We start from the raw sequence: 24,405 nt of genomic DNA, 5'->3' as shown, positions 1-24,405 counted from the left end.
CATTGCGTTACCTTCACGGTTCAGCAACGTCGAAGGCCGGGGCAGGTGTTGCCCGCTGGTGCGTCGTGAGGGATCGGGCCAAGATTGCTCACAAAGATCGGCCGAGCGCTCTACCCTGGTGATGATCGAGCGGCCGCCTCTGTGTCTTTGGAGACCTCATGCCTTCGCACGCCTTCGACTGGACCCGTGGCTACCCCAGCGTCCGCACCCCGGTATTCGCACGCAATATCGTGTCCACCTCCCATCCGCTGGCCGCGCAGGCGGGTCTGCGCATCCTGGGCCAGGGCGGCAATGCGGTGGACGCCGCCATCGCCGCCGCCGCCTGCATGACCCTGGTGGAGCCGTGCAGCAATGGCCTGGGCTCCGACGCGTTTGCCATCGTCTGGGATGGCCAGTCGCTGCAGGGGCTCAATGCTTCCGGGCAGGCACCGCAGGCCTGGTCGCCGGCGTATTTCGACCGCCGTCATGGGGAAGGCCTGTCGCTGCCCCGCCGAGGCTGGGACGCAGTCACCGTGCCCGGTGCAGTCGGCGCCTGGGCGGCATTGAGTGAGCGCTACGGCAAGCTGCCCTTTGCCGATCTGCTGGCGCCTGCCATCGAGATTGCGGAGCGTGGTTACGCGGTGCCTCTGGTGGTGCAGAGCAAATGGGCCATGGCTGCTGAGGTGGCGGACCTGGTCAGCCAGCCGGGCTTCGCACAGGCCTTCCTGCCTCGGGGGCGTGCGCCACAGGTGGGCGAGCGTTTCTGCTTCCCTGATGCCGCCCGCAGCCTGCGCCTGATCGCCGAGACCCGCGGCGAGGCCTTCTACCGTGGCGAGATCGCTGCCGCCGTGGAGGCATTTGCCAAGGAGAGCGGCGCCGCCATGACGGCGGCCGACTTCGCCGCCTACCGGCCGGAGTGGGTGCAGACCCTCTCCATGGATTACGCCGGCCACACCCTGCATGAGATCCCGCCCAACGGCCAGGGCATTGCCGCATTGATGGCCCTGGGCATCCTCAAGCAGTTCGACCTGGCCGCGCTGCCGGTCGACAGCGTCGCCTCCCAGCACCTGCAGATCGAGGCCATGAAGCTCGCCTTTGCCGATGTCTACCGCCATGTCGCTGATTCGCGCGCCATGCGCGTGCAGGCCGACGAGATGCTGGACCCCGGCTACCTCGCCACCCGCGCCCGCCTGATCGACCCGAACCGCGCCCAGGACTTCAAGGCCGGCAACCCGGTCAAGGGCGGCACCATCTACCTGACGACCGCCGACGAGTCCGGCATGATGGTCAGCTTCATCCAGAGCAATTACATGGGCTTTGGTTCTGGCGTCGTGGTGCCGGGCTACGGCCTGTCGCTGCAGAACCGTGGGTTCGGCTTCACGCGCGAGGCGGGCCACCCCAATCAGGTGGCGCCGGGCAAACGCCCCTTCCACACCATCATCCCCGCCTTCCTGATGAAGGACGGCCAGCCCCAGATGAGCTACGGCGTGATGGGCGGCAACATGCAGCCGCAGGGCCACATGCAGACGCTGGTGCGCATGCTCGACTATCACCAGCATCCCCAGGCGGCCTGCGACGCGCCCCGCTGGCGCTTCAACGAAGGCCTGTCGATCAACGTGGAGCCCAGCATGGACCCCGCCACCGTCGAAGGCCTGCGCCAACTGGGCCACCAGGTCGGCGACATCCACGACAGCTACCAGGACTTCGGCGCCGGCCAATTCATCTGGCGCCTGGGTGACCCAGCCGTGGACGGCTATGTCGCCGCCAGCGACCCGCGCCGGGATGGCGCCGCTGCCGGCTGGTAGTGCGCGGCGGCCCGGGTGCGGAGGTGCCGCAGATGTGCACGAACACCACAGCCACCGTGCCGTTCTTCACTTGTAGGGGAGAACCCGCCCCTGCTAGCATCCAGACTCTCCTGCCTTACCCGGATGCTGCCCATGACCAAGCTGCTCGACCGCACCCGACCTGACGCCACGACGTCGGTGGTAGCGCCCGTGCATGCGCAGGGCGGGGCGCCCATGCTGCGACGACCCTGACCACGCGTCATCGGCATCGTCTTCGATGCCGACCCTCCCTGAACGCAGGCGTGCGCTGAGGGTCGTGGAGTCCAGGTCACCCGCGTGGCTCGTGAAGCCCGTGCAGGGCGTGTAGTGCTTGTAGTCCGTAGGGTTGGACGAGCGTCGGGGGCAAGTCTCCCTCACGGACGTCCGGCCGCCTCGGCTCAAGCACACCGCCCACCCCAGCGCCCACCACCAGCGTCCACCACCGGCGCCCACGCCCCAGCCACCTCCTGTCGCACCGCACGCCCGCCCGACGTGCCCGTTTCGTCAGTCCCAGGTCCCCACCGGAATCCACCCGGAGTTTCACCATGCCCGCCAGGCAGTTCGTTTCCTCCTCACTCGTCGATCGTTTCCTCGACCTGTGTCGTCTCCCCAGCGGTGATCTGCTGCGAGACCTCGTCTACCGCCGCCTCTGGTCCTCCATCCTGATCAGCTCGCTGGGCGGGCAGATCACCATGCTGGCGCTGCCCCTGACGGCGGCCGTGCTGCTGCATGCCTCGCCCACCCAGATGGGTTGGCTCACCGCCATGGAGATCGTCCCGTTTGTGCTGTTCTCGCTGCCCAGCGGCGTGTGGCTGGACCGGGTGCGCAAGCTGCCGGTCTACGTGGTGGGCGAGATCACGCTGGCCTTCGCCGTGGGCAGCGTACCGGTGGCCGCCTGGGCCGGCTGGCTGGGCATGCCGTGGCTGTACTTCGTGGCCTTTCTTCTGGGCACGGTCTACACCGTGGCCGGCAGTGCCGCGCAGATCGTGCTGACCCAGGTGGTCAGCCCGGATCGCCTGGTGGAGGCGCACGCCAAGAACGCCCTGGCCTCCTCTGGCGCTGAAGTCGCCGGCCCGGGCGTGGCGGGTGCGCTGATCAAGCTGTTGGGTGCGCCCCTGGCCCTGGCCGTGGATGCCCTGCTGCTGCTCAGTTCGGCCCTGATCCTGCGCGGCGTCCATGTGCGCGAGCAACTGCATCGCCCCAAGCGCTCGCACTTCTGGCGGGACCTGACCGCTGGGGTCGGCTTTGTCTGCCGCCATCGCCTGCTGCTGAGTCTGGCCGTGGCCGTGGGCGGCTGGCAGATGTGCAACCAGGCCGCCCAGGTCGTGCAGATCCTGTTTGCCACCCGGGTGCTGGGCCTGTCCGCGCAGAGCGTGGGCTTGTCCTACGTGGCGCTCGGGGCCGGCACCGTCCTGGCCAGCATCTTCGGCCACCGCATCAGCCGCTGGCTGGGGCCTGGCCCTTGCCTGGTCACGGGTTTCGGCATCAGCAGCCTGGGCTGGATCGTGCTGGCCGTGGCACCGGTCAACGCGTGGGGCGTCGCGGCCTTCGGCTTTGCGCTGTTTGCCTTCGGGGTCGGCGCGGTGCTGATCTTCATCAACTTCCTGTCCTTGCGCCAGGCCGTCACGCCCGCCCCGCTGCTGGGCCGCATGACCAGCACCATGCGCTGGCTCACGCTGCTCCCCGCTGGTCCGGGCGCCTTGCTGGGCGGCTGGCTGGGTGAGCATGTGAGCCTGCGGGCGGCCCTGCTGTTCTCCGGCATTGGCGCACTGGTGCTGACCCTGGTGGCCTGGCAGTTGCGCGCCATCCGTTCAGTGAAAACATTGCCCAGCGTGGCGGACGAGCATCAAATGCTGGGCGTGGAGACCCAGCCGGGCGGCCTGAACCTGCAGTCGGTGAACGGCAACTGACGAGGTTTCCCCTCGCGAACTCTCCGACCATCATGAAAAACAACGATCCCGTCCTCATCCAGGTGGCGGAACTGCTGAGCACGGACCATGTCCTGCTCACCATTCCCCGCGTGGGAGACGGCCCTGTGCTGAACCTGGCTATCCAGCGCTCCCTGGCGCACCTGCGGCCCTGGATGCCGTGGGCGCAGGAGATGCCCAGTGTGGAGGAGTCCGAGGCGGTAGTGCGACGCATGCTGGCCGAGTTCCTCACCCGCCAGCATCTGGCCTACTTTCTGTATGAACGCGCGGCGGACGGCGCGCCGGGGCGCCTGTCGGGCGGTGCGGGTCTGATGCGGGTGGACTGGGCGGCCCGGCGTTTCGAGATCGGCTATTGGCTGGCCCCGGACGCCACCGGCCGCGGCCTGGCCAGCGAAGCCGTGACGGCGCTGGCGCGCATGGCTTTCACCCAGTTCCGGGCCATGCGCGTGGAGATCCGTGTGGATGCCCTCAACCTGGCCAGCCGTGCCGTGGCCGAACGCTGTGGCTTCACGCTGGAAGGCACGCTGCGCAACGACATGCTGGGCGTCGGTGCAGATCCGCGCGACACCTGCGTCTACGGCATGGTGTCGCTGGATGAGCTGCGCAGCCCGGCGCTGGCCCTGGCGCTGGGGCACTGCGGCCAGCCCAGGTAACCGGCGGCTCTTCAGGCCGTCGGGCTGAACCGGTCCACCGCATCCGTGATGATGCCGTCCACCCCGTTGGAGATCAGCCACTGCGCGGTGGCCGCGTCATTGACCGTATAGACCAGCGCCTTCAGGCCCAGATGGTGCAACTGCTCCACCAGTGGCTGATCCATCAGCGCGTAATGCGTCACCACGGCGCGGCATTCCAGCGCCTGCACGGTACTCAGCCAGTCGGGCGGCAGCTTGTCCAGCAGCAGCGCGCGGGGAACCTGCGGCGCCGTTTCACGGGCGCCGCGCAGGGCTTCCGGGTCGAAACTGCTGAACAGCAGCGACACAGGCCCGGTCTCCTTCCATAGACGCATCACTTCCCGCCCGACCACCTCGCCGGTCCGGAACTCATCCCCCGGCGTGGGTTTAATCTCGATGTTCAGCGCGTGCTGATTGACGCGGACGAAGGCGGCAATGGCCTCCAGGCTGGCGGGCGGTTCGCCGGCATAGGCGCGGCTGTGCCAGCGGCCCGCATCGAGCCGCGACAGCTCGGCCCAGGGCCGGTCCGCCGCGCGGCCCCGTGCGGTGGTGGTGCGGTCCAGCGTGGCGTCGTGCAGCAGGAAGGGCACGCCGTCCGCTGCCAGCTTCACGTCGCACTCAAAGGCCCGGTAGCCGTGGCGTGCGCCCTCGCGGAACGCAGCCAGCGTGTTTTCCGGCGCCAGCTTGCCGGCGCCACGGTGGGCAATCCAGAAGGGCAGGGACCAAGGCCAGGGATGGGCATCCATGATTCACTCCTCCACGCGTTGGCCGCTTGTGGCGTCGAACCAGTGCAGCCGCGCGGCAGGCGCCTGCATCCAGACGGTATCACCGGGTTGGGGTGGGTGGTCGGTGCCGGCAATGCGCAGCGTGAACGCCGTGGGCTCGTCCGCCGAACGGTGCCCCACGGGGTGCTGGCCCTGCGGGGCGGCGCCCCCCACGTAGCCATACACCAGGCGCTCGGCGCCCAGCATCTCCACAAACTCCACCTGCAGCGGCCAGGCGTCGGTGCCGGGCTCGCCCGCACCCCGGCCCACCGGCATGGCATGTTCCGGCCGCAGGCCTAGCACCAGATCGCCCTGCCGGGGCGCGGGTGCGGGCAGTGCCAGCGTGGTGTCGCCCACGCGGAAGCGGTCGCCCTCCACGCGGCCGCGCAGCAGGTTCATGGCCGGGGAGCCGATGAAGCTGGCCACGAAAGTGGTGGCCGGCCGGCCGTACACCTCTTCCGGCGTGCCGAACTGCTCCATGTGCCCGCCGTTCATCACGATGATGCGTTGGGCCAGCGTCATGGCCTCCACCTGATCGTGGGTCACGAACAGGGCGGTGACCCCCAGCTCCCGATGCAGACCCTGGATCTCCAGGCGGGTCTGCACCCGCAGCTTGGCGTCCAGGTTGGACAGGGGTTCGTCGAACAGGAAGACCTGCGGGTCCCGCACGATGGCGCGGCCCATGGCCACGCGCTGGCGCTGGCCGCCAGAGAGCTCACGGGGCTTGCGCTGTAGCAAATGCCCCAGCTCCAGGATGCGGGCGGCCTTGTCCACCCGGGCCTGGATCTCGTCGGCCGGCAGCCGGCGGATCTTCAGGCCATAGGCCATGTTGTCGAACACGCTCATGTGCGGGTAGAGCGCGTAGTTCTGGAACACCATGGCAATGTCCCGGTCGGCGGGCTCAACATCGTTGACCACTCGGCCGCCGATGGCGATTTCGCCGCCGCTGATCTCCTCCAGCCCGGCCACCATGCGCAGCAAGGTGGATTTTCCGCAGCCGGACGGCCCGACGATCACGACGAATTCACCGTCATGGATCTCGGCACTGACGCCGTGGATCACCGGGTTGGCCTTGGCTCCGTGGCCGTATTGCTTGACGACTGTGCGCAGGGAAATGCTTGCCATGATTATTTTTCGGTATCCACCAGGCCCTTGACGAACCAGCGTTGCATCAGCATCACCACGAGTGCGGGCGGGATCATCGCCAGCACGGCGGTGGCCATGATGATGTTCCAGTCGTTGGCGGCGTCGCCCCCGCTGATCATGCGTTTGATGCCGATGACCACGGGGTACATCTGCTCATCGGTGGTCACCAGCAGGGGCCACAGGTATTGGTTCCAGCCGTAGATGAACTGGATGACAAAGAGGGCGGCGATGCTGGTGGAAGACAGCGGCAGCAGCACGTCACGGAAGAAACGCATGGGCCCCGCGCCGTCGATGCGGGCGGCCTCCACCAGCTCGTCCGGCACGGTCAGAAAGAACTGGCGGAAGAGGAAGGTGGCGGTGGCGGAGGCGATCAGCGGCACCGCCAGGCCCGCATAGCTGTTCAGCAGGTGCAGGTCCGCCACCACCTGGTAGGTGGGGCCGATGCGCACCTCCACCGGCAGCATCAAGGTGACGAAGATGGCCCAGAAGAACAGCTGTCGAAACCGGAACTGGAAGTACACGATGGCAAAGGCCGACAGCAGCGAGATGGTGATCTTGCCGACGGCGATCAACACGGCACACACCAGGCTCACCCACATCATGCGGGAGACCGGGGCGTTGGATCCCGCACCGGTGCCGGTGCCGGTCAGCGCGGTCTGGTAGTTCTCCAGCAGATGCGCGCCCGGCAGCATCGGCATGGGGGACTGCACGATGGCGTCCGCCGTCTGGGTGGACGCCACGAAGGCGATATACAAGGGGAAGGCCACGATCAGCACGCCCAGCACCAGGACCAGGTGGGCGAGCATCGTGAGCGCGGGACGGCGTTCAACCATGGGGGAAACCTGTTCTGTCCGTTCAGTGCCGGTTCAGTAATTGACCTTGCGCTCTACAAAGCGGAACTGGATGACCGTGAGCACGATAACCAGGGCCATCAGCACCACGCTCTGGGCGGCCGAGCCGCCTAGGTCCATGGCCTTGAAGCCGTCGTAATACACCTTGTAGACCAGAATGGCGGTGTCCTTGCCGGGGCCACCCTGGGTGGCCGCGTCGATGATGCCGAAGGTGTCGAAGAAGGCGTAGACCACGTTGATCACCAGCAGGAAGAAGCTGGTGGGCGACAGCATCGGGAAGGTGATGGTCCAGAAGCGCTTCCAGGGGCCGGCGCCGTCGATGGCGGCGGCTTCCAGCAGCGACTTCGGGATGGACTGCAAGCCCGCCAGGAAGAAGAGGAAGTTGTAGGAAATCTGCTTCCAGACGGCGGCGGCCACCACCAGCGTCATGGCGTGGTCGGGGTTGAGCAGGTGGTTCCAGTGCACGCCCAGCCGCTCCAGCCCGAAAGACACGACGCCGATGGACGGCGCGAACATGAACAGCCACAACACCCCCGCGATGGCCGGCGCCACCGCGTAGGGCCAGATCAGCAAGGTGCGGTAGACCGTGGCGCCGCGCACCACCCGGTTGGCCATGGTGGCCAGCAGCAGCGAAATGCCCAGACCCAGCACCGCCACCAGCAGTGAGAACACGGCCGTGGTGCGGAACGAAGCCAGATAACCGGGGTCATTGAACAGCGCGCGGAAGTTGTCCAGCCCGACCCAGTCCACCGCCAGCCCGAACGGGTCCTGCTGCTGCAGGCTCTGCAGCAGCGCCTGGCTGGCCGGCCAGAAGAAGAACACGGCGATCACGGCCGCCTGTGGGGCCAGCAGGACCCAGGGCAGCCATCGGGATCGGAAGACCACGCGTTTTTGTTGCGACATCGAAAGGAGGGGAGCCAGTCAGAAAAGCCCCGGGCCAGGCCGGGGCGGCGCCGTGGTCAAAGCTTGGCCGACTTCTGGAAACGTTCCAGCAGCTCGTTGCCGCGGCGCACCGCGTCATCCAGGCCCTGCTTGGGCGCCTTGCGGCCGGCCCAGACCTGTTCCAGTTCTTCGTCCACGATGGTGCGGATCTGCGGCAGGTTGCCCAGGCGCACCCCACGGCTCTTGTCCGTGGTCTTGCGGATCATCTGCGTCACCGCCACATCGGTGCCGGGGTTGGCCTGGTAGAAGCCACTCTTCTCGGTCAGCTCATAAGCCGCCTTGGTCACCGGCAGGTAGCCGGTGCGCTTGTGGCTCTCGGCCGCCACTTCCGGGCGGGCGAGGTATTGCAGGAAGGCGGCGACGCCCTTGTATTCCTGCGGCTTCTTGCCCGCCATCACCCACAGGCTGGCGCCACCGATCACGGTGTTCTGCGGCGCTCCGGGCACATCCGGGTAGTAGGGCAGGGGCGCAATCCCGGACGAGAACTTGGCGCTCTTCTTGATGTTCGCGTAAAGACCGGAGGAACCGGTCTGCATGGCGCACTCGCCGGAGACGAAGGTGGCGTCGGCCGTGTTGCCACGGCCCTTGTAGACAAACAGCCCCTGCTTGGCCATGTTGGCCAGGTTCTCGATGTGGCGCACATGCAGCGGGGAGTTGAAGACCAGCCGGGCGTCCAGGCCGCCGAAGCCATTGTTCTTGGTGGCGTACTCCACGTTGTGCCAGGCCGAGAAGCTCTCCAGCTGCGTCCAGCCCACCCAGCTGGTGGTGAACGGGCACTTGTGGCCAGAGGCCTTCAGCTTGGCCGCCGCCGAGGCCACTTCCGGCCATGAGGCGGGGGGCTTGTTCGGGTCGAGGCCGGCCGCCTTGAACGCGTCCTTGTTGTAGTGCAGGACCGTGGTGGAGCTGTTGAAGGGGAAGCTCAGCATCTGGCCGTTGGCGGCCGTGTAGTAGCCGGCCACCGCCGGCACATAGGCCGCGCCGTCGAACTTGACACCGGCCTGCTGCATCACCTGGCCCACCGGCACCACGGCGCCCTTGCTGGCCATCATGGTGGCGGTGCCCACTTCAAACACCTGCAGGATGTGGGGGGCGTTCCCCGCACGGAAGGCGGCGATGGCGCCGGCCATGGATTCGTCGTAGGCGCCCTTGTAGACCGGGACCACCTTGTAGTCCTTCTGGCTGGCGTTGAAATCCTTGGCCAGGTCGTTGACCCAGTCTCCCAGGCCGCCACCCATGGAATGCCACCATTGGATTTCGGTCTGGGCGTAGACGGCGGTGGGGCCAGCGGCCAGCGCGGCCGCGAGCAGGGCAGCCGGGGCTGCGCCAAGCAGTGAAGTCTTCATGTGTCTCCGATGCTCCTGAGGTGTTGTTCCGGCGTCACGCCGAGAGAGCTTTGCCCAGATTGTGACACCCCCACGGCCGCCGCAGCCTCGCTTCGGGCGCCCGCCGTCGTTGCGAATCCTCGCCATAGCGCTGCTATGGCTCCGGTTCGCGCCTAGGCGGGCATCCCGAATCGAGGCCGCGGCGGCCGTGGGGGGCGAGCGTCGTTGGTTGGGCTGCCCAAGCTTCGGGCGCCCGCCGTCGTTGCGAATCCTCGCCATAGCGCTGCTATGGCTCCGGTTCGTGCCTTGCGCCCCATCCCGAATCAGGGCCACCTCGGCTCGCGGGAGTTATGCAGAGGTCCCCTAGGCGGGCATCCCGAATCGAGGCCGCAGCGGCCGTGGGGGGCGAGCGTCGTTGGGCTGCCCAAACATGGTGGGGGCTTAGAGGCCCTGGACCAGGGGGGCTCTCTGGCGCTAGGGTAGGATTCCGGACATTGCCCCGCCCGGGCCCGGCCGACATCCCGGCCATTCGCGAACGCCTTTCCGGCCCCCGACACGTGTCAGGGTCTGGCGGACCAAAAGTCCGGGCGCTGCCCGCACCGGGGCCACGGTTTGCCGTCCGATTTCCAGTGTCCCAGCCTGGCCCTGCCGCTTTCGCGTGCCGGGCCGCAACCCAGGGTGCTCACGCACCTGGCCGCCATGAATGCACCGCATCTGCTGATGCCCGCCGACCCCGCGATGGCCGGCGATCTGATCCAGCCCCACGCGCCCGCCCCCCGGCTGCGCGAGATTCCGTACAACTACACCTCCTTCTCCGACCGGGAAATCGTCCTGCGCCTGCTGGGCGCGCGCGCCTGGGAACTGCTGGACCAACTGCGGGTCGAACGCCAGACCGGCCGCTCCGCGCGCATGCTGTATGAGGTGCTGGGCGATATCTGGGTGGTGCAACGCAACCCCTATCTGCAGGACGACCTGCTGGACAACCCCAAGCGCCGGGAAGCCCTGATCGGCGCCCTGCGCCACCGCCTGACCGAGGTGCAGCGCCGCCGCCACCCGGAAGACGACACCCAGCGAGACGCCTGGGTGGGTGAGCTGCTGACCGCGGCCGAGGCCGCCGTCGCCGCCTTCTCGCATCAGTTCGAGCAGGTGGCCGAACTGCGCAAGCGCGCCGTCAAGGTGTTTGCCCGAAGCACCGCCAAGGACAACGTCAAATTCGACGGTCTCTCCCGCGTCGCCCACGTCACCGACGCCACCGACTGGCGGGTGGAATATCCCTTCGTGGTGCTCACCCCGGACACCGAAGCCGAAATGGCCGCCCTGGTGGCCGGCTGCTTCGAGCTGGGCCTGACCGTCATCCCGCGTGGGGGCGGCACCGGCTACACCGGTGGCGCCGTACCGCTGGTGTGGAACACGGCGGTGATCAACACCGAAAAGCTCGAAGCCATGCGCGGCGTGGAGATGATGGTGCTGCCCGGCATGGACCGGGAAATTGCCACCATCTTCACCGAAGCCGGAGTGGTCACCCAACGCGTCGCCGACCTGGCCGAGCTGCATGGGTTTGTCTTTGCCGTGGATCCCACTTCGGCAGAAGCATCGTGCGTTGGCGGCAACGTGGCCATGAATGCCGGCGGCAAGAAGGCGGTGCTGTGGGGCACGGCGCTGGACAACCTGGCGTCCTGGCGCATGGTGACACCCGAGGCCAAGTGGCTGGAGGTGCACCGCATCGGCCACAACATGGGCAAGATCCATGATGTGGACGTCGCCAGCTTCGAGCTGCGCTACTTCGACGCCACCGGCAAGAAACTGGAACGCACCGAACGCCTGGACATCCCCGGCCGCACCTTCCGCAAGGAAGGCCTGGGCAAGGACGTCACCGACAAGTTCCTCGCCGGCCTGCCCGGTATCCAGAAGGAAGGCTGCGACGGCCTCATCACCAGCTGCCGCTGGGTGGTGCACCGCATGCCGGCCCATGTGCGCACCGTCTGCCTGGAGTTCTTCGGCAACCCGAAGGACTGCGTGCCGTCCATCGTGGACATCAAGGACTTCATGTTCGCCGAGATGAAGAAGCCTGACGGCGCCATCCTCGCCGGCCTGGAGCATCTGGACGACCGCTACCTCAAGGCCGTGGGTTACGCCACCAAGAGCAAGCGCGGTGGCCTGCCCAAGATGGTGCTGATCGGCGACATCGTCGGTGATGATGCGGACGAAGTCGCCCGCGCCACCAGCGAGGTCGTGCGCCTGGCCAATGGCCGTTCGGGTGAAGGCTTCATTGCCGTCAGCGCCGACGCCCGCAAGAAGTTCTGGCTCGATCGCAAGCGCACCGCCGCCATCTCCAAGCACACCAATGCCTTCAAGGTGAACGAGGATGTGGTCATCCCGCTGCCGCGCATGGGTGAATACACGCTGGGCATCGAGCGCATCAACATCGAGCTCTCGCTGCGCAACAAGCTGAAGTTGGTGGAGGCGCTGAAGGAGTTCTTCTCCCACGGCCAGTTGCCGTTGGGCAAGGGCGACGATGCTGGCGAGATCCCGAGCGCCGAGCTGCTGGAAGACCGCGTGCAGCAGGCCCTGGGCCTGCTCAACGACGTGGGCAGCCTCTGGCAGACCTGGATGCAGCAGCTGGACCTGGTCCAGCCGGAAGGCCGCAGCTTCTTTGAGCAGCTGCAGGACTACACGCTGCGCGCCAGCTGGCGCACCCAGATCCTCAAGCCGCTGCAGGACGTGTTTGCCGGCGCGGCCTTTGCGCCCATCCTGGACGAGTGCAAGCGCATCCACAAGGAGGTGTTGCGCGGCCGGGTGTGGGTGGCCCTGCACATGCATGCCGGCGACGGCAATGTGCACACCAACATCCCGGTGAACTCGGACAACTACGAAATGCTGCAGACCGCGCATGAGGCGGTGGGCCGCATCATGACGCTGGCCCGCTCGCTGGATGGGGTCATCTCGGGTGAGCACGGCATTGGCATCACCAAGCTGGAGTTCCTGACGGACGATGAGCTGGCCAATTTCGCCAGCTACAAGGCCCGTGTGGATCCGGAAGGCCGCTTCAACAAGGGCAAGCTGCTGCGCCCGGTGCGTCCATCGGCGGGGTCGCAGACCACCTTTGCCGACCTGACCAACGCCTACACGCCCAGCTTCGGCCTGATGGGGCATGAGTCGCTGATCATGCAGCAGAGCGACATCGGCGCCATCAGCGAGTCCATCAAGGACTGCCTGCGCTGCGGCAAGTGCAAGCCGGTGTGCGCCACCCATGTCCCGCGCGCCAACCTGCTCTACAGCCCGCGCAACAAGATCCTGGCCACCTCGCTGCTGGTGGAAGCCTTCCTGTATGAGGAGCAGACCCGTCGGGGTGTCTCCATCAAGCACTGGGAGGAATTCGAGGACGTGGCGGACCACTGCACCGTCTGCCACAAGTGCCTGAACCCCTGTCCGGTGAAGATCGACTTTGGCGACGTCACCATGAACATGCGCAACCTGTTGCGCAAGATGGGCAAGAAGAGCTTCCGTCCTGGCAATGCAGCGGCCATGTTCATGCTCAATGCCACCAACCCGGAGACCATCAAGGTGGCACGTGCCGCCATGGTGGGCGTGGGTTTCAAGGTGCAGCGCACGGCCAACCGCCTGCTCGGTGGCCTGGCGCGCAAGCAGACCAGCGCGCCACCCGCCACCGTGGGCAACGGGCCGGTGAAAGAGCAGGTCATCCACTTCATCAACAAGAAGCTGCCAGGCAACCTGCCCAAGAAGACGGCGCGTGCGCTGCTGGACATCGAGGACAAGAACTACGTCCCCATCATCCGCAACCCGGTCACGACCAAGTCGGATGCGGAGGCCGTGTTCTATTTCCCGGGCTGTGGTTCCGAGCGCTTGTTCAGCCAAGTGGGCCTGGCTACCCAGGCCATGCTCTGGCATGCGGGTGTGCAGACGGTGTTGCCCCCGGGCTACCTGTGCTGCGGATATCCGCAGCGCGGGTCCGGCCAGTTCGACAAGGCGGAAAAGATCATCACGGACAACCGGGTGCTCTTCCACCGCGTGGCCAACACGCTGAACTATCTGGACATCAAAACCGTGGTGGTGTCCTGTGGCACCTGCTATGACCAGTTGCAGGGCTACAAGTTCGAAGAGATCTTCCCGGGCTGCCGCATCGTGGACATCCACGAATATCTGCTGGAGAAGGGCGTGACCCTGGCGGGCAAGCAGGCCTACCTGTATCACGACCCCTGCCATTCGCCGATGAAGCTGCAAGACCCGATGAAGACGGTGAAGGCGCTGATCGGCCCCGAGGTGGTGAAGAGCGAGCGTTGCTGCGGCGAAAGCGGCACCCTGGGCGTGACCCGGCCGGACATCTCGACGCAGGTACGCTTCCGCAAGGAAGAGGAGCTTCGCAAGTCCGAGGCGCAGTTGCGCGGCGCGGGCAAGGTGGGGGAGCAGGAGAACCTGAAGATCCTGACCAGCTGCCCGAGCTGTCTGCAGGGCTTGAGCCGCTATGGCGATGACCTGCAGAACGGCCTGCTGGAGGCGGATTACATCGTGGTCGAGATGGCTCGCCAGATTCTTGGTGAGCAATGGATGCCGGATTACGTTTCTTTGGCGAACAACGGCGGCATCGAGCGCGTCCTCGTCTAGTCGCGAGGCTCTGTATAGGCCGGCCCTGCGAGGCCGGCCTTTTCATTTCTGCTGGTGAAAGCTCGCTGGCGAATTCGGTCAAGTTGTCGTACAACCTCCCCCAATGAACGCCCGTCCGTCCCTTCGCCGCCCCCGCAGCCTGGCTCATGGCCTGGTCGATACGCTGGGTGAGCGCATCCGTACCGGCCTGCTGGCATCCGGCGACAAGCTGCCGACCGAGGCGGCCATCATGGCCGAGTTCTCGGTGAGCCGGACCGTCGTGCGGGAGGCGATCTCCAAACTGCAGGCCGCAGGCCAGGTCGAGACCCGCCATGGCATCGGCACCTTTGTGCTGGGCATGGGCGAGGGCGGCACCTTCCGGATTTCGCCGGACCAGATGGCCACGCTCAACGATGTGGTGGCCGTGCTGGAACTGCGCATCGGCCTCGAAACCGAAGCAGCCGCCCTGGCCGCGCAACGGCGCTCCGAGACCCAGTTGATCGTCATGCGCGAAGCGCTCGCCGCCTTCGCCGCCGCCGCAGAGGCCGGCCGCGACGCGGTAGGCGCGGATTTCCTGTTCCACCTGGAAATCGCCCGCGCCACCGGCAATCCGCATTTCGAGCAGTTGATGACCACACTCGGCGCGCCCAGCATCCCGCGCGCGCGCCTGGCCAGCCTCGCGGCCGACCAGCAGGACCCTGCGGCCCAGCGGGAATACCTGCACCGGGTCAACGCCGAGCACGAAAGCATCCTCAACGCCATCGCCGCCCGGGATAGCGAAGCCGCCCGTGCGGCCATGCGCACCCACCTGGGCAACAGCCGGGAGCGCCGCCGCCGCGCTGCGTTGACCCTCCAGGACCAGACCGCGGCCTGACGTCCGGCCGGCCACCACGTTCATCTGGCGGTCGCTACGTGTAATTCCTGATCCAAACATCGGATCAGCCCCGTTGTCAGGATTTCAGGACCACTTGTATGATGACTGACAACAAGGCTGCCACCCGTTGTTGATAGAGCGGCCCGTTCTGATTCGGTCCAAGCCCGGCAGGGCAGGTCCGGTAACTGGAGACAACAGATGAACCGATTGATCCGCCGCCTGGGCTCGGGCCTGGCCACCACCCTTGCCACCCTCGGCCTGGCCACCAGCGTGGCCACACTCGCCGTCAGCCCCGCGCTGGCCGCCGGCTTCCCGGACAAACCCGTCACCCTGCTGGTGCCTTTCCCCCCGGGCGGCACCAGTGACTTCCTGGCTCGCGCCATGGGCGCCAAGCTGCAGCAGAAGTGGGGCCAGACGGTGATCGTGGACAACCGCCCTGGCGCCACCGGCACCCTGGGCACCGCGCAAATCAAGCGCGCCGCGCCAGACGGCTACAACATCCTGGTCTCCTCGCTCGGCCCCTTCGTCATCGCCCCCCACCTCCTCAAGGCAGTGCAGTACGACGCCCTCAAGGACCTGGACCTGCTCACGGTCGCCGTCCAGGCGCCCAACGTGCTGGTCGTGCCGGCCGCGTCGCCGCTGAAGTCCATGAAGGACGTCATCGACGAGCTGAAGAAGCGCCCGGGCCAGGTGAGCTTCTGCTCGTCGGGCAACGGCTCCTCGGACCACCTCACCGCCGAACTCTTCTGGCTGCAGACCGGCACCTCCGGCCTGCACGTGCCCTACAAGGGCGGCGGCCCCGCCATCAGCGACCTGCTGGGCGCCCAGATCGACGCCTCCTTCCAGAACATCAACTCGGTGCTCTCCCATATCCAGGCCGGCAAGCTGCGAGCGCTGGCCGTCACCGGCGACAAGCGCTCGCCCGTGTTGCCCGACGTCGCCACCCTGGGTGAGCTGGGCGTGAAGGGCGTGGATGCCTACTCCTGGCAGGGCGTGGCCGTGCCGCGCGGCATGGCCCCGGCGCTGCGCACCCAACTGGTCAAGGACATGGTGACCGTGCTGCAGGATCCCGGCATCCAGAAGCAGTTCCATGACCTCGGCTTCGAAATCGTCGCCAGCACGCCGGACCAGGCCCAGGCCTTCCAGAAGACCGAATTCGCACGCTGGAAGCAACTGATCGACGCCCGCAAGATCACGGCCGACTGATCAGGCCCCCAGGACACGGAGAAGTCAGTCATGAGTGCAAGTCCTGTTGTGAAGTCCGTCCGCGCCATTCCGGTGGCGGGACGAGACGGGATGCTGATGAACCTGAGCGGCGCCCATGCGCCGTTCTTCACCCGCAACCTGCTGATCCTGGAAGACAACGCCGGCCATGTCGGCGTCGCCGAGATCCCCGGCGGCGAGCAGATCCGCAAGACGCTGGAGCAGGCCGGCGAGATGCTGGTCGGCCAGCCGGTGGCCAAGTGGAATGCGCTGCTCACCCTGGTGAAAGAGCGCTTCCAGGGCCTGGACGCCGGCGGCCGCGGCCTGCAGACCTTTGACCTGCGCACCACCATCCACGTGCTCACCGCCGTGGAATGCGCGCTGCTGGACCTGCTGGGCCAGCACCTGGGGGTGCCCGTGTGCGAGCTGCTCGGTGAAGGCCGCCAGCGCGACAGCGTCGCCATGCTGGGCTACCTGTTCTACATCGGCGACACCTCCCGCACCAACCTGGCCTACGTCAAGCCCGAGGACGAACCCGAAGGCGACGCCTGGCTGGCCCAGCGCCACCGCACCGCGCTGACGCCCGAGACGATCGTGGCCCAGGCCGAAGCCGCCCAGGCGCGCTACGGCTTCAAGGACTTCAAGCTCAAGGGCGGCGTGTTGGCTGGCGAGGCGGAGGTCGAGGCCATCCGCGCGCTCAAGGCGCGTTTCCCCGACGCCCGCATCACGCTGGATCCCAACGGTGGCTGGCTGCTCAAGGACGCCATCCGCCTGCTGCGTGACCTCGGCCCGGTGCTGGCCTATGCGGAAGACCCGTGCGGGGCCGAAGAGGGCTTCTCCGGGCGTGAGGTGATGGCGGAGTTCCGCCGCGCCACCGGCTTGCCCACGGCCACCAACATGGTGGCGACCGACTGGCGCCAGTTCACCCACGCACTGACCCTGCAGTCGGTGGACATTCCGCTGGCCGACCCGCACTTCTGGACCCTGTCCGGCGCCGTGCGGGTGGCCCAGACCTGCCGGGACTTCGGGCTGACCTGGGGCTCGCATTCCAATAACCACTTCGATGTGTCGCTGGCCATGTTCACCCATGCCGCCGCCGCCGCGCCGGGACGCCTCACTGCCATCGACACCCACTGGATCTGGCAGGACGGCCAGTTCCTCACCAAGAACCCGCTGCGCATCGTCGGCGGCGAGGTGGCGGTGCCGAAAGTGCCCGGCCTGGGCGTGACGCTGGACATGGCGGCCGTCGAGGCGGCTCACCAGCTTTATCTGCAGCACGGCCTGGGCGCGCGCGACGACGCCATTGCCATGCAGTTCCTCATCCCCGGCTGGCGCTTCGACCCGAAGCGCCCCTGCCTCGTGCGCTGACCCCAGTGCACCGCCCATTCACCAGGACCGGCACGCTCCACCCGAGAGTCCCTCAAGAGATCCCACGATCCCGCCGGCCTGGTTGATTCCCCCCACCCCCTTGGAGAGAGACATATGAAGATCCAGACATCGATGGTCCGTACCGCTCGGGTTGCGGCAACGGTCACCGTCACCGCCCTGACCCTGGGTGCCGGCAGCGCCTGGGCCCAGGCGGCCTGGCCGACCAAGCCCGTGCGCATCATCGTGCCGTACACCCCCGGCGGTTCGTCCGACATCATTGCCCGCGCCATCCAGCCGATGCTGTCCGAAGCGCTCAAGCAGCCCATCATCATCGACAACAAGCCCGGCGCCAGTGGCAACCTCGGTGCCGACGCGGTGGCCAAGTCCAACGACGACCACACCCTGCTGATGTGCGATGTCACCGCACTGGCCATCAGCCCGTCGCTGTACACCAAGCTTTCCTTCAATCCGTCCAAGGACCTCAAGGGCGTGGCCATGTTGGCCTACAGCCCGCACATGCTGGTGGTCCACCCGTCGGTGCCGGCCAACAACCTGAAGGAATTGGTGGCCTTGTCCAAGACCACCAAGATCGACTTCGCTGTCACCGCCATGGGCAGTGCACCTCACCTGGCCGGCTTTGCCGTGGCGGCCGCCACCGGCGCCAAGTGGGAATACATCCCCTACAAGGGCGGCTCGCAGGCCGTGACCGACACCATCGCCGGCCAGACGCAGGTGCTGATGAACGGCATGCTGGCCACGCTGCCCTTTGTGCAGAGCGGCAAGCTCAAGGTGCTGGGCGTGAGCAAGGCCACGCGCGTGCCGCTGCTGCCCAATGTGCCCACCATCGCGGAGCAGGGCGCACCCGGCTTCGAGTCTGGCACCTGGCAAGGCATCCTGGCCCCGGCCAGCCTGCCGCCGGCGGCCGTGAACAAGCTCTCGGCCGAGCTCATCCGCATCATCCGCTCGCCGGACCTGCGTGCCCGCCTGGCGGCACAAGGCGCGGAAGTCAGCACCATGAACCCGACCGAGTTCAACACCTTCTTCGCGAAGGAACGCCAGAACTGGGCCGGTGTCGTCGCCAAGAGCGGCATCAAGCTTGATTGATTGACGAAGGCGCCGTCGCGTTTTCCCCTGCGCCAGTAAGGACCCTCTTATGCCAACACCCACCACGCCGTACAGCAGTTTTCCCAATACCTTGCGCCAGCGCCTCATCGCGGGCGAGCGCCTGATCGGCTGCTGGTGCTCGTTGGCCAATCCCATCTCCACCGAGGTGCTGGGGGTGGCCGGGTTCGACTGGCTGCTGCTGGACGGCGAGCATTCACCCAACGACGTCGTCAGCTTCGTGCCGCAGCTCATGGCACTCAAGGACAGCGTCAGCGCGCCGGTGGTGCGCCCGTCCAGCAACAACGCTGTCGAGATCAAGCGGCTGCTGGACGCCGGCTTCTCCAATTTCCTGATTCCCTTTGTCGAGACCGCCGACCAGGCCCGGCTGGCCGTGGCCGCCACGCGTTACCCGCCGCAGGGGATCCGTGGCGTGTCGGTGGCGCAGCGCAACAACCGCTACGGCACCATCCCCGGTTACTTTCAGGGCGTGAATGAGCAGATCAGCGTGAGCCTGCAGATCGAAAGCCCGGCCGGTGTGGACGCGGTGGCGGACATCGCCGCGATCGAAGGTGTTGATGCCATCTTCATCGGCCCGTCCGACCTGGCGGCCGGCTACGGCCACCTGGGCAACCCGGGCCATCCGGATGTGCAGGCCGCCATGGCCACCATCTTCAAGACGGTGAAGGGTCTGGGCAAGGCCGTGGGCATCCTGGCCCCGGTCGAGGCCGACGCCCGCCGCTATATCGAAATGGGCGCCACCTTTGTGGCCGTGGGCAGCGACCTGGGCGTGTTCCGCTCCGCCACCCAAGCCTTGCGCGACAAGTATCTTTGAACCTGACGATCTGAAGGAGAAGTAGTCATGACCACCAAAATCGGTTTCATCGGCCTGGGCATCATGGGTGCGCCCATGGCATTGCGTCTGTCCCAGGGCGGCCACCAGCTGTTTGTGAATACACGCGGCGAGGTGAATGCGGAACTCGTCGCCGCGGGCGCCACCGTGTGCAAGAGCGCGGCGGACGTGGCCCGCCAGGCTGACATCATCATCACCATGGTGCCGGACACCCCGGACGTGGAGCTGGTGCTGTTCGGTGCCGGTGGCGTGGCCGAAGGCCTGAGCAAGGGCAAGACGGTGGTGGACATGAGCTCCATCTCGCCGATGGCCACCAAGGACTTCGCCGCCAAGATCGAGGCGCTGGGCGCCGAGTGGCTGGATGCGCCCGTCTCCGGTGGCGAGGTTGGCGCCAAGGCCGGCACACTGAGCATCATGGTCGGCGGCAAGCCGGAGACCTTCGAACGTGTCCAGCCGCTGTTCGCGCTGATGGGCAAGAACATCACCCTGGTGGGCGGCGCCGGTGCCGGCCAGACCACCAAGGTGGCCAACCAGATCATCGTGGCCCTGAACATCGCCGCCGTGAGCGAAGCGCTGGTCTTCGCCTCCAAGGCGGGCGCCGATCCGGCCAAGGTGCGTGAAGCGCTGATGGGTGGTTTTGCTTCCAGCCGCATCCTGGAGGTGCATGGGGAGCGGATGATCAAGCGCACGTTCAACCCGGGCTTCCGCATCGGGCTGCACCAGAAGGACCTGAACCTGGCCCTGCAGAGCGCCAAGGCGCTGAACCTGTCCCTGCCCAACACCGCCAACACCGCCCAGCTGATGCAGGCTTGTGCGGCTCAGGGTTGGGATCAGTTGGACCATTCCGCGCTGGTCCGCGCCGTGGAGCTCCTCGCCCACCACGAACTCAACTGATTCCATGGCCGTCGCGGCGTCGATTCGGGCGCACCGCGGTGTTGCAAATCCTCGCCATAGCAAAGCTATGTCTGCGGTTTGCGCCTGGGGACCTCTGCATAGCCCCGCGAGCCGAGGTGACCCCGCTTCGGGCGGTCCGCGGCGTTGCAAATCCTCGCCATAGCACCTGCTATGGCTGTGGTTTGCGCCTTGCGACCCATCCCGAATCAGGGCCACCTCGGCTCGCGCGGCTATGCAGAGGTCCCCTAGCACTGCATCCCGACTCGACGCCGCGCCAGCCATGGAATTTTGTGCATCTGTGGGGAATGGAATCTCGTGCGTCCCTAGTCATGAAATCTCCCCGCATCTGACGGCCCTGGAATCTCCTGCATCTGGTTGAACATGGCTGGATACTCCAGCATTTGAGGCTGTACGGCTTCGGCCGGTTTTTTTTGGCAACACCCGCATGACCGCTGCACCTGCCCTCGACGATCCCCGCGCGTTGCTGCGTCACCTCTATCAGGTGGCCGTCGAACGCGCCATGCCCGGCAAGATCCTGGCCGGCCACCTGCCGCCGCCGCCCAAGGGCCGCACCCTGGTGCTGGGTGCCGGCAAGGCGGGCGGCTCCATGGCGCAGGCGCTGGAGGCGGCATGGCCGGCCGAAGCGCCGCTGTCAGGCCTGGTGATCACCCGGTATGGCCACCTGCCGCCGGACTACCAGCCGCAGCGCCTGGAGATGGTGGAAGCCTCCCATCCCGTACCGGATGCCGCCGGCGAGCGGGCCGCTGCCCGCATGCTGGCGCTGGTGCAGGACTTCAAGCTGACCGAGGACGATCTGGTCATCTGCCTGATCTCCGGCGGTGGCTCGGCACTGCTGAGCCTGCCGGCGCCCGGCCTGAGCCTGGCCGACAAGCAGGCGGTCAACCGCGCGCTGCTGGCCAGTGGTGCCGCCATCCAGGACATGAACTGCGTGCGCAAGCACCTGTCCGCCATCAAGGGCGGCCGCCTGGCAGCCGCCTGTGCGCCAGCCCGTGTGCTGACGCTGATGATCTCCGATGTGCCGGGCGACGACCCCGCCATCATTGCCTCCGGCCCCACCGTGCCGGACGCCACCACCTGTGCCGATGCCCTGGACATCTGCCGCCGCTACAAGATCGACCTGCCCGCCGTGGCGCGCCAGGCACTCGAGCGTGGCGAGTGGGAAACGCCCAAGCCGGGCGACCCGCGTTTCCAGGGGCATGAGCACTACATCATCGCGGCGCCTCGCCAAAGCCTGGAAGCCGCGGCCGAAGCGGCCCGCACCATGGGCCTGCCAGCCTATGTGCTGTCCGACGAGATCGAAGGCGAATCGCGCGATGTGGGCCGCGTGCATGCCGCGCTGGCGCGTGAAGTCGCGCGCCATGGCCAACCGTTCCAGAGGCCGTGCGTGATCCTCTCCGGCGGCGAGACCACCGTCACGCTCAAACCCAACCCCGGCCGCGGTGGCCGCGCCGGTGAATTCCTGCTGGGCTGTGTGCTGGCGCTGGGCGCAGAGCCCACCATCTGGGGGCTGGCGGGAGACACCGATGGGATCGATGGCGTGGAGGACAACGCCGGCGGCTTCATCACGCCGGACAGCCTGGCCCGTGCCGAAGCCCTGGGCCTCAAGCCGGCCGAACTGCTGGCCGCCAACAACGGCTATGCCTTCTTCGAGGCCCTGGGCGACCTGCTCATCACCGGGCCCACGCAGACCAACGTGAACGACTTCCGCGCGCTGCTGGTGCGCTGAGACCAAGCGCCGGCCCGCCAGCCCGCAGGCTTTATGCCTGGGCGCAGTGGCTTGCCGTGGCGACACTGGTCGCGGCATGGTCGTATCAACATGCAACAACTCGGCCCGGGAGGGCCGGTTGTTGACCTGCCGCAAAGCAGGTCCCGCGCATAGCCGCGACAGTGCGGCATACCCGCTCAGCGACTGCACCGTGCCTGACTCCGATCCACGCCTCCACGATCCGACCTTGCCGGCGGATCCTTCTGGCTTGCCATCGCTGGCTGTCAGGCTTCGGACCGGGCCAGAGCAGGTGCATGGGCAGGTGCAGGTGAAAGTGCAGGAGCAGGCGCAGGCGCAGGTGCCTGAAGGGCCGGCACCCGCGGGGCCACAGGAACAGGCGGAGCGGATGGTCAGTGCCAACGCACCGGTCTTTCATCCGAGCCGGAAGGAGCAAGGGGCTTTGCCGTCGACGCTGCCTACGCCGTTGCCGTTGCCTACGCCATTGCCGTCTTCAATGCCGCCTCACCAGCCCATGCCGCTGGGAGACGCCATCGTGTCCACCCCACTGGCGCAGCGGCTGATCGACTGGCCGCTGCTGCTGGGCGGGCTGGCCTTGCCCGAGGCCTCGCGCCAACTGCTCAACAGCATGGTGGGCCTGCGTTCCCTGCGCCAGGGCGCGGCCATCTATCGCCATGGCCAGGCGCCCACCCATCTCTATGCGGTCTGTCAGGGTGCGGCCGGATTGGGTCGAAACCGGCGCGGCCGTGCGGATGTGCTGATGCAAAGCTTCCAGCTCCGTCGCACCGTCCAGGAAGGCCACTGGCTCGACCTGCACACCGCGTGGCTGGGTTGTACCCATGAGCTGGATGCCTGCGCGCTGACCACCCCCACCCTCATCATGGAATGGCCGATCCATTTGGCGCGACCATGGCTCACGGCGCAGCCGGACGTGGTGATGGCGTTGATGCGCGAGATGGCTGCTCAGGTGCACATCTTCAATACCGACCTGCACGACTTGCTCTCCAAGAACGCCCTGTGTCGCGTGGCGGGCTGGTTGATGCGCCGGGCCGGCCCGCACACGCGCTTCCAGATGGACGAGCGCAAGCGGGACGTGGCCGCCCAGCTCGCCGTCTCTGCGGAAACCTTCTCCCGCATGATGCGCCAGCTGGAGCAACGTGGGCTGGTGCAGGTGGACGGTTACGACATCCTGTTGCTGGACCGCATCGCCCTGATCCGGCTCGCGCGTGATCATTGACCCGCGCGCCCGTGCCTGATCCCGCGCTGGCGGGCCCGGCCCCCAGGCTTGTGACACCCGCATGTGACACCCCCATGACCGCCGCTTCGTGATGTCTGACCCCCTGCACCGCGGCGTCACGTCATGACCCCAAGAGTGGCTCTAGCCGCCGCCAAAAGACAGGCATAGACTCCCACGAATCATTGGCCTTGAATGGGGAGCCATGGCGATGAATACGAGCGCGGAACGTTTCTTCAGTGGCCACGGCAGCCTGCCGGTCATGCCGGAGGTGGGCAGGCGCTTGCTGCTGAGTCTGGATGACGACAACGTCACCCTCACCCAGATTGCCGAATTGATCAGCAAGGATTCCACGCTCTCCGCCAAGGTCTTGCGCCTGGCCAATTCGGCGCGTTACAGCCCGTCCCACACCATCTCCACCTTGCAGGACGCCGCCATGGCGCTCGGCCTGGAAACGCTGCGCAACCTGGCCATGGCCGCCAGCATCTCCGGCAGCTTCCCGCAGGTGCAGGGCCTGGACCGTCAACGCTTTTGGCGCCACAGCGTGCGCACGGCGGGTTATGCGCGGCTGCTGTGCAAGTTGCTGCAGGGGGATGCCGACACCGCCTACCTGGCCGGGCTGATGCTGCGCACCGGCCAGCTATTGATGGCCATGCGCGAACCCGCGCAGGTGGCCGAGGTGGAAGCCAACGCCAAGGAGCCGGGCAGCCGTTATTCGCTGGAAATGAGCCGGTTTGCCTGCACGCATGCGGACGTCACCGCCGCGCTGGCGGCGCACTGGCATTTCCCCAAGGGGCTGGTGGAGGCGTTCAAGGATGCCAACGCACCGCTGGAGATCCGGCCGTTTTCTCTGCTGGCGGCCGTGCTGCACCTGGCCGAAGTCCTGGCCGACGCGGCCGACCACCAGCAAGACCCGGTGAAGGCGCTGCAGGCGGCTGTGCCGGAGCTGGTGGAGCACCTGCACATGGACCTGGACTTCCTGCGTCTGAGGTTGGAAGGTGCCGGCGATCCCGGGACCGATGTGGACCTGATGCTGAGCTAGGGAACCTCCGCATAGCGCCTCGCGGCCGAGGCAACCCCGCGTCGGGTGGTCTGCGGCGTTGCAA

At 67.0% G+C, this 24,405-nt stretch carries 18 protein-coding genes; 13 read left to right on the top strand and 5 right to left on the bottom strand.

From position 1 onward, the window contains the following. The first annotated feature begins 158 nt into the window (after nt 1-158). The 3 genes from BMY53_RS04590 (at nt 159) to BMY53_RS04580 (ending at nt 4,383) form a co-directional block, all read left to right on the top strand. Nucleotides 159-1,784, top strand: a complete 1,626-nt coding sequence (locus BMY53_RS04590; protein WP_092944140.1) for a gamma-glutamyltransferase family protein — start codon at nt 159-161, stop codon at nt 1,782-1,784. 563 nt (nt 1,785-2,347) lie between these two features. Further along, on the top strand, nt 2,348-3,712 hold the full coding sequence (locus tag BMY53_RS04585; protein WP_092944138.1) for an MFS transporter: 1,365 nt from the start codon (nt 2,348-2,350) through the stop codon (nt 3,710-3,712). A 32-nt stretch (nt 3,713-3,744) separates the two neighbouring features. Beyond that, nucleotides 3,745-4,383 (top strand): GNAT family N-acetyltransferase, encoded by a 639-nt coding sequence (locus BMY53_RS04580; RefSeq protein WP_092944136.1) that lies wholly within the window; start codon nt 3,745-3,747, stop codon nt 4,381-4,383. 11 nt (nt 4,384-4,394) lie between these two features. On the opposite strand, the gene ugpQ is transcribed toward BMY53_RS04580, so the two are convergent. Genes ugpQ through ugpB form a run of 5 tightly spaced genes read right to left on the bottom strand, consistent with a single transcriptional unit; the run spans nt 4,395 to nt 9,447 of the window. Then, entirely contained in the window at nt 4,395-5,147 is a 753-nt protein-coding gene (gene ugpQ / locus BMY53_RS04575) for a glycerophosphodiester phosphodiesterase (RefSeq protein ID WP_092944134.1), read from the bottom strand. Nucleotides 5,148-5,150: 3 nt separating this feature from the next. Further along, nucleotides 5,151-6,290: a sn-glycerol-3-phosphate import ATP-binding protein UgpC gene (locus BMY53_RS04570; protein ID WP_092944132.1), complete on the bottom strand. Its 1,140-nt coding sequence runs from the start codon at nt 6,288-6,290 to the stop codon at nt 5,151-5,153. 2 nt (nt 6,291-6,292) lie between these two features. Next, nucleotides 6,293-7,144 (bottom strand): sn-glycerol-3-phosphate ABC transporter permease UgpE, encoded by an 852-nt coding sequence (gene ugpE, locus BMY53_RS04565; protein WP_092944130.1) that lies wholly within the window; start codon nt 7,142-7,144, stop codon nt 6,293-6,295. A gap of 33 nt (nt 7,145-7,177) precedes the next feature. Beyond that, nucleotides 7,178-8,065: a sn-glycerol-3-phosphate ABC transporter permease UgpA gene (gene ugpA / locus BMY53_RS04560; protein ID WP_092944128.1), complete on the bottom strand. Its 888-nt coding sequence runs from the start codon at nt 8,063-8,065 to the stop codon at nt 7,178-7,180. Nucleotides 8,066-8,121: 56 nt separating this feature from the next. Next, the gene (ugpB, locus tag BMY53_RS04555; RefSeq protein ID WP_092944127.1) at nt 8,122-9,447 is read right to left on the bottom strand and encodes a sn-glycerol-3-phosphate ABC transporter substrate-binding protein UgpB; all 1,326 of its coding nucleotides are present in this window, start codon (nt 9,445-9,447) and stop codon (nt 8,122-8,124) included. A 678-nt stretch (nt 9,448-10,125) separates the two neighbouring features. Here ugpB and BMY53_RS04550 point away from each other — a divergent pair. The 10 genes from BMY53_RS04550 to BMY53_RS04505 all read left to right on the top strand — a co-directional run bounded on the left by BMY53_RS04550 (nt 10,126) and on the right by BMY53_RS04505 (nt 24,341). After that, nucleotides 10,126-14,049: a DUF3683 domain-containing protein gene (locus BMY53_RS04550; RefSeq protein WP_177200717.1), complete on the top strand. Its 3,924-nt coding sequence runs from the start codon at nt 10,126-10,128 to the stop codon at nt 14,047-14,049. A 103-nt stretch (nt 14,050-14,152) separates the two neighbouring features. Continuing rightward, nucleotides 14,153-14,902 carry a FadR/GntR family transcriptional regulator gene (locus tag BMY53_RS04545; RefSeq protein ID WP_092944126.1) on the top strand — a complete coding sequence of 250 codons (750 nt, stop codon included), beginning with the start codon at nt 14,153-14,155 and terminating at the stop codon, nt 14,900-14,902. A gap of 198 nt (nt 14,903-15,100) precedes the next feature. Further along, the gene (locus BMY53_RS04540; RefSeq protein ID WP_092944124.1) at nt 15,101-16,108 is read left to right on the top strand and encodes a Bug family tripartite tricarboxylate transporter substrate binding protein; all 1,008 of its coding nucleotides are present in this window, start codon (nt 15,101-15,103) and stop codon (nt 16,106-16,108) included. Between the two features lie 30 nt (nt 16,109-16,138). Next, on the top strand, nt 16,139-17,473 hold the full coding sequence (locus BMY53_RS04535) for an enolase C-terminal domain-like protein (protein WP_092944122.1): 1,335 nt from the start codon (nt 16,139-16,141) through the stop codon (nt 17,471-17,473). A gap of 132 nt (nt 17,474-17,605) precedes the next feature. Further along, entirely contained in the window at nt 17,606-18,577 is a 972-nt protein-coding gene (locus BMY53_RS04530) for a Bug family tripartite tricarboxylate transporter substrate binding protein (protein ID WP_092945098.1), read from the top strand. Between the two features lie 49 nt (nt 18,578-18,626). Then, complete coding sequence (gene garL / locus BMY53_RS04525; protein ID WP_092944120.1) at nt 18,627-19,409, top strand: 2-dehydro-3-deoxyglucarate aldolase; 783 nt, start codon at nt 18,627-18,629, stop codon at nt 19,407-19,409. 27 nt (nt 19,410-19,436) lie between these two features. Next, nucleotides 19,437-20,321 carry a 2-hydroxy-3-oxopropionate reductase gene (gene glxR / locus BMY53_RS04520; protein ID WP_092944118.1) on the top strand — a complete coding sequence of 295 codons (885 nt, stop codon included), beginning with the start codon at nt 19,437-19,439 and terminating at the stop codon, nt 20,319-20,321. Between the two features lie 445 nt (nt 20,322-20,766). Next, nucleotides 20,767-22,068 carry a glycerate kinase type-2 family protein gene (locus BMY53_RS04515; RefSeq protein WP_092944116.1) on the top strand — a complete coding sequence of 434 codons (1,302 nt, stop codon included), beginning with the start codon at nt 20,767-20,769 and terminating at the stop codon, nt 22,066-22,068. Between the two features lie 247 nt (nt 22,069-22,315). After that, complete coding sequence (locus BMY53_RS04510) at nt 22,316-23,302, top strand: Crp/Fnr family transcriptional regulator (RefSeq protein ID WP_177200716.1); 987 nt, start codon at nt 22,316-22,318, stop codon at nt 23,300-23,302. A 202-nt stretch (nt 23,303-23,504) separates the two neighbouring features. Then, a complete protein-coding gene (locus BMY53_RS04505; protein WP_092944112.1) occupies nt 23,505-24,341 on the top strand; it encodes an HDOD domain-containing protein in 837 nt (278 codons plus the stop codon). Nucleotides 24,342-24,405: the final 64 nt, after the last annotated feature.

This window comes from Roseateles sp. YR242 (genome assembly GCF_900109745.1).
Lineage (GTDB): Bacteria > Pseudomonadota > Gammaproteobacteria > Burkholderiales > Burkholderiaceae_C > Roseateles.
This window is presented reverse-complemented; position numbering and strand designations above follow the sequence as displayed.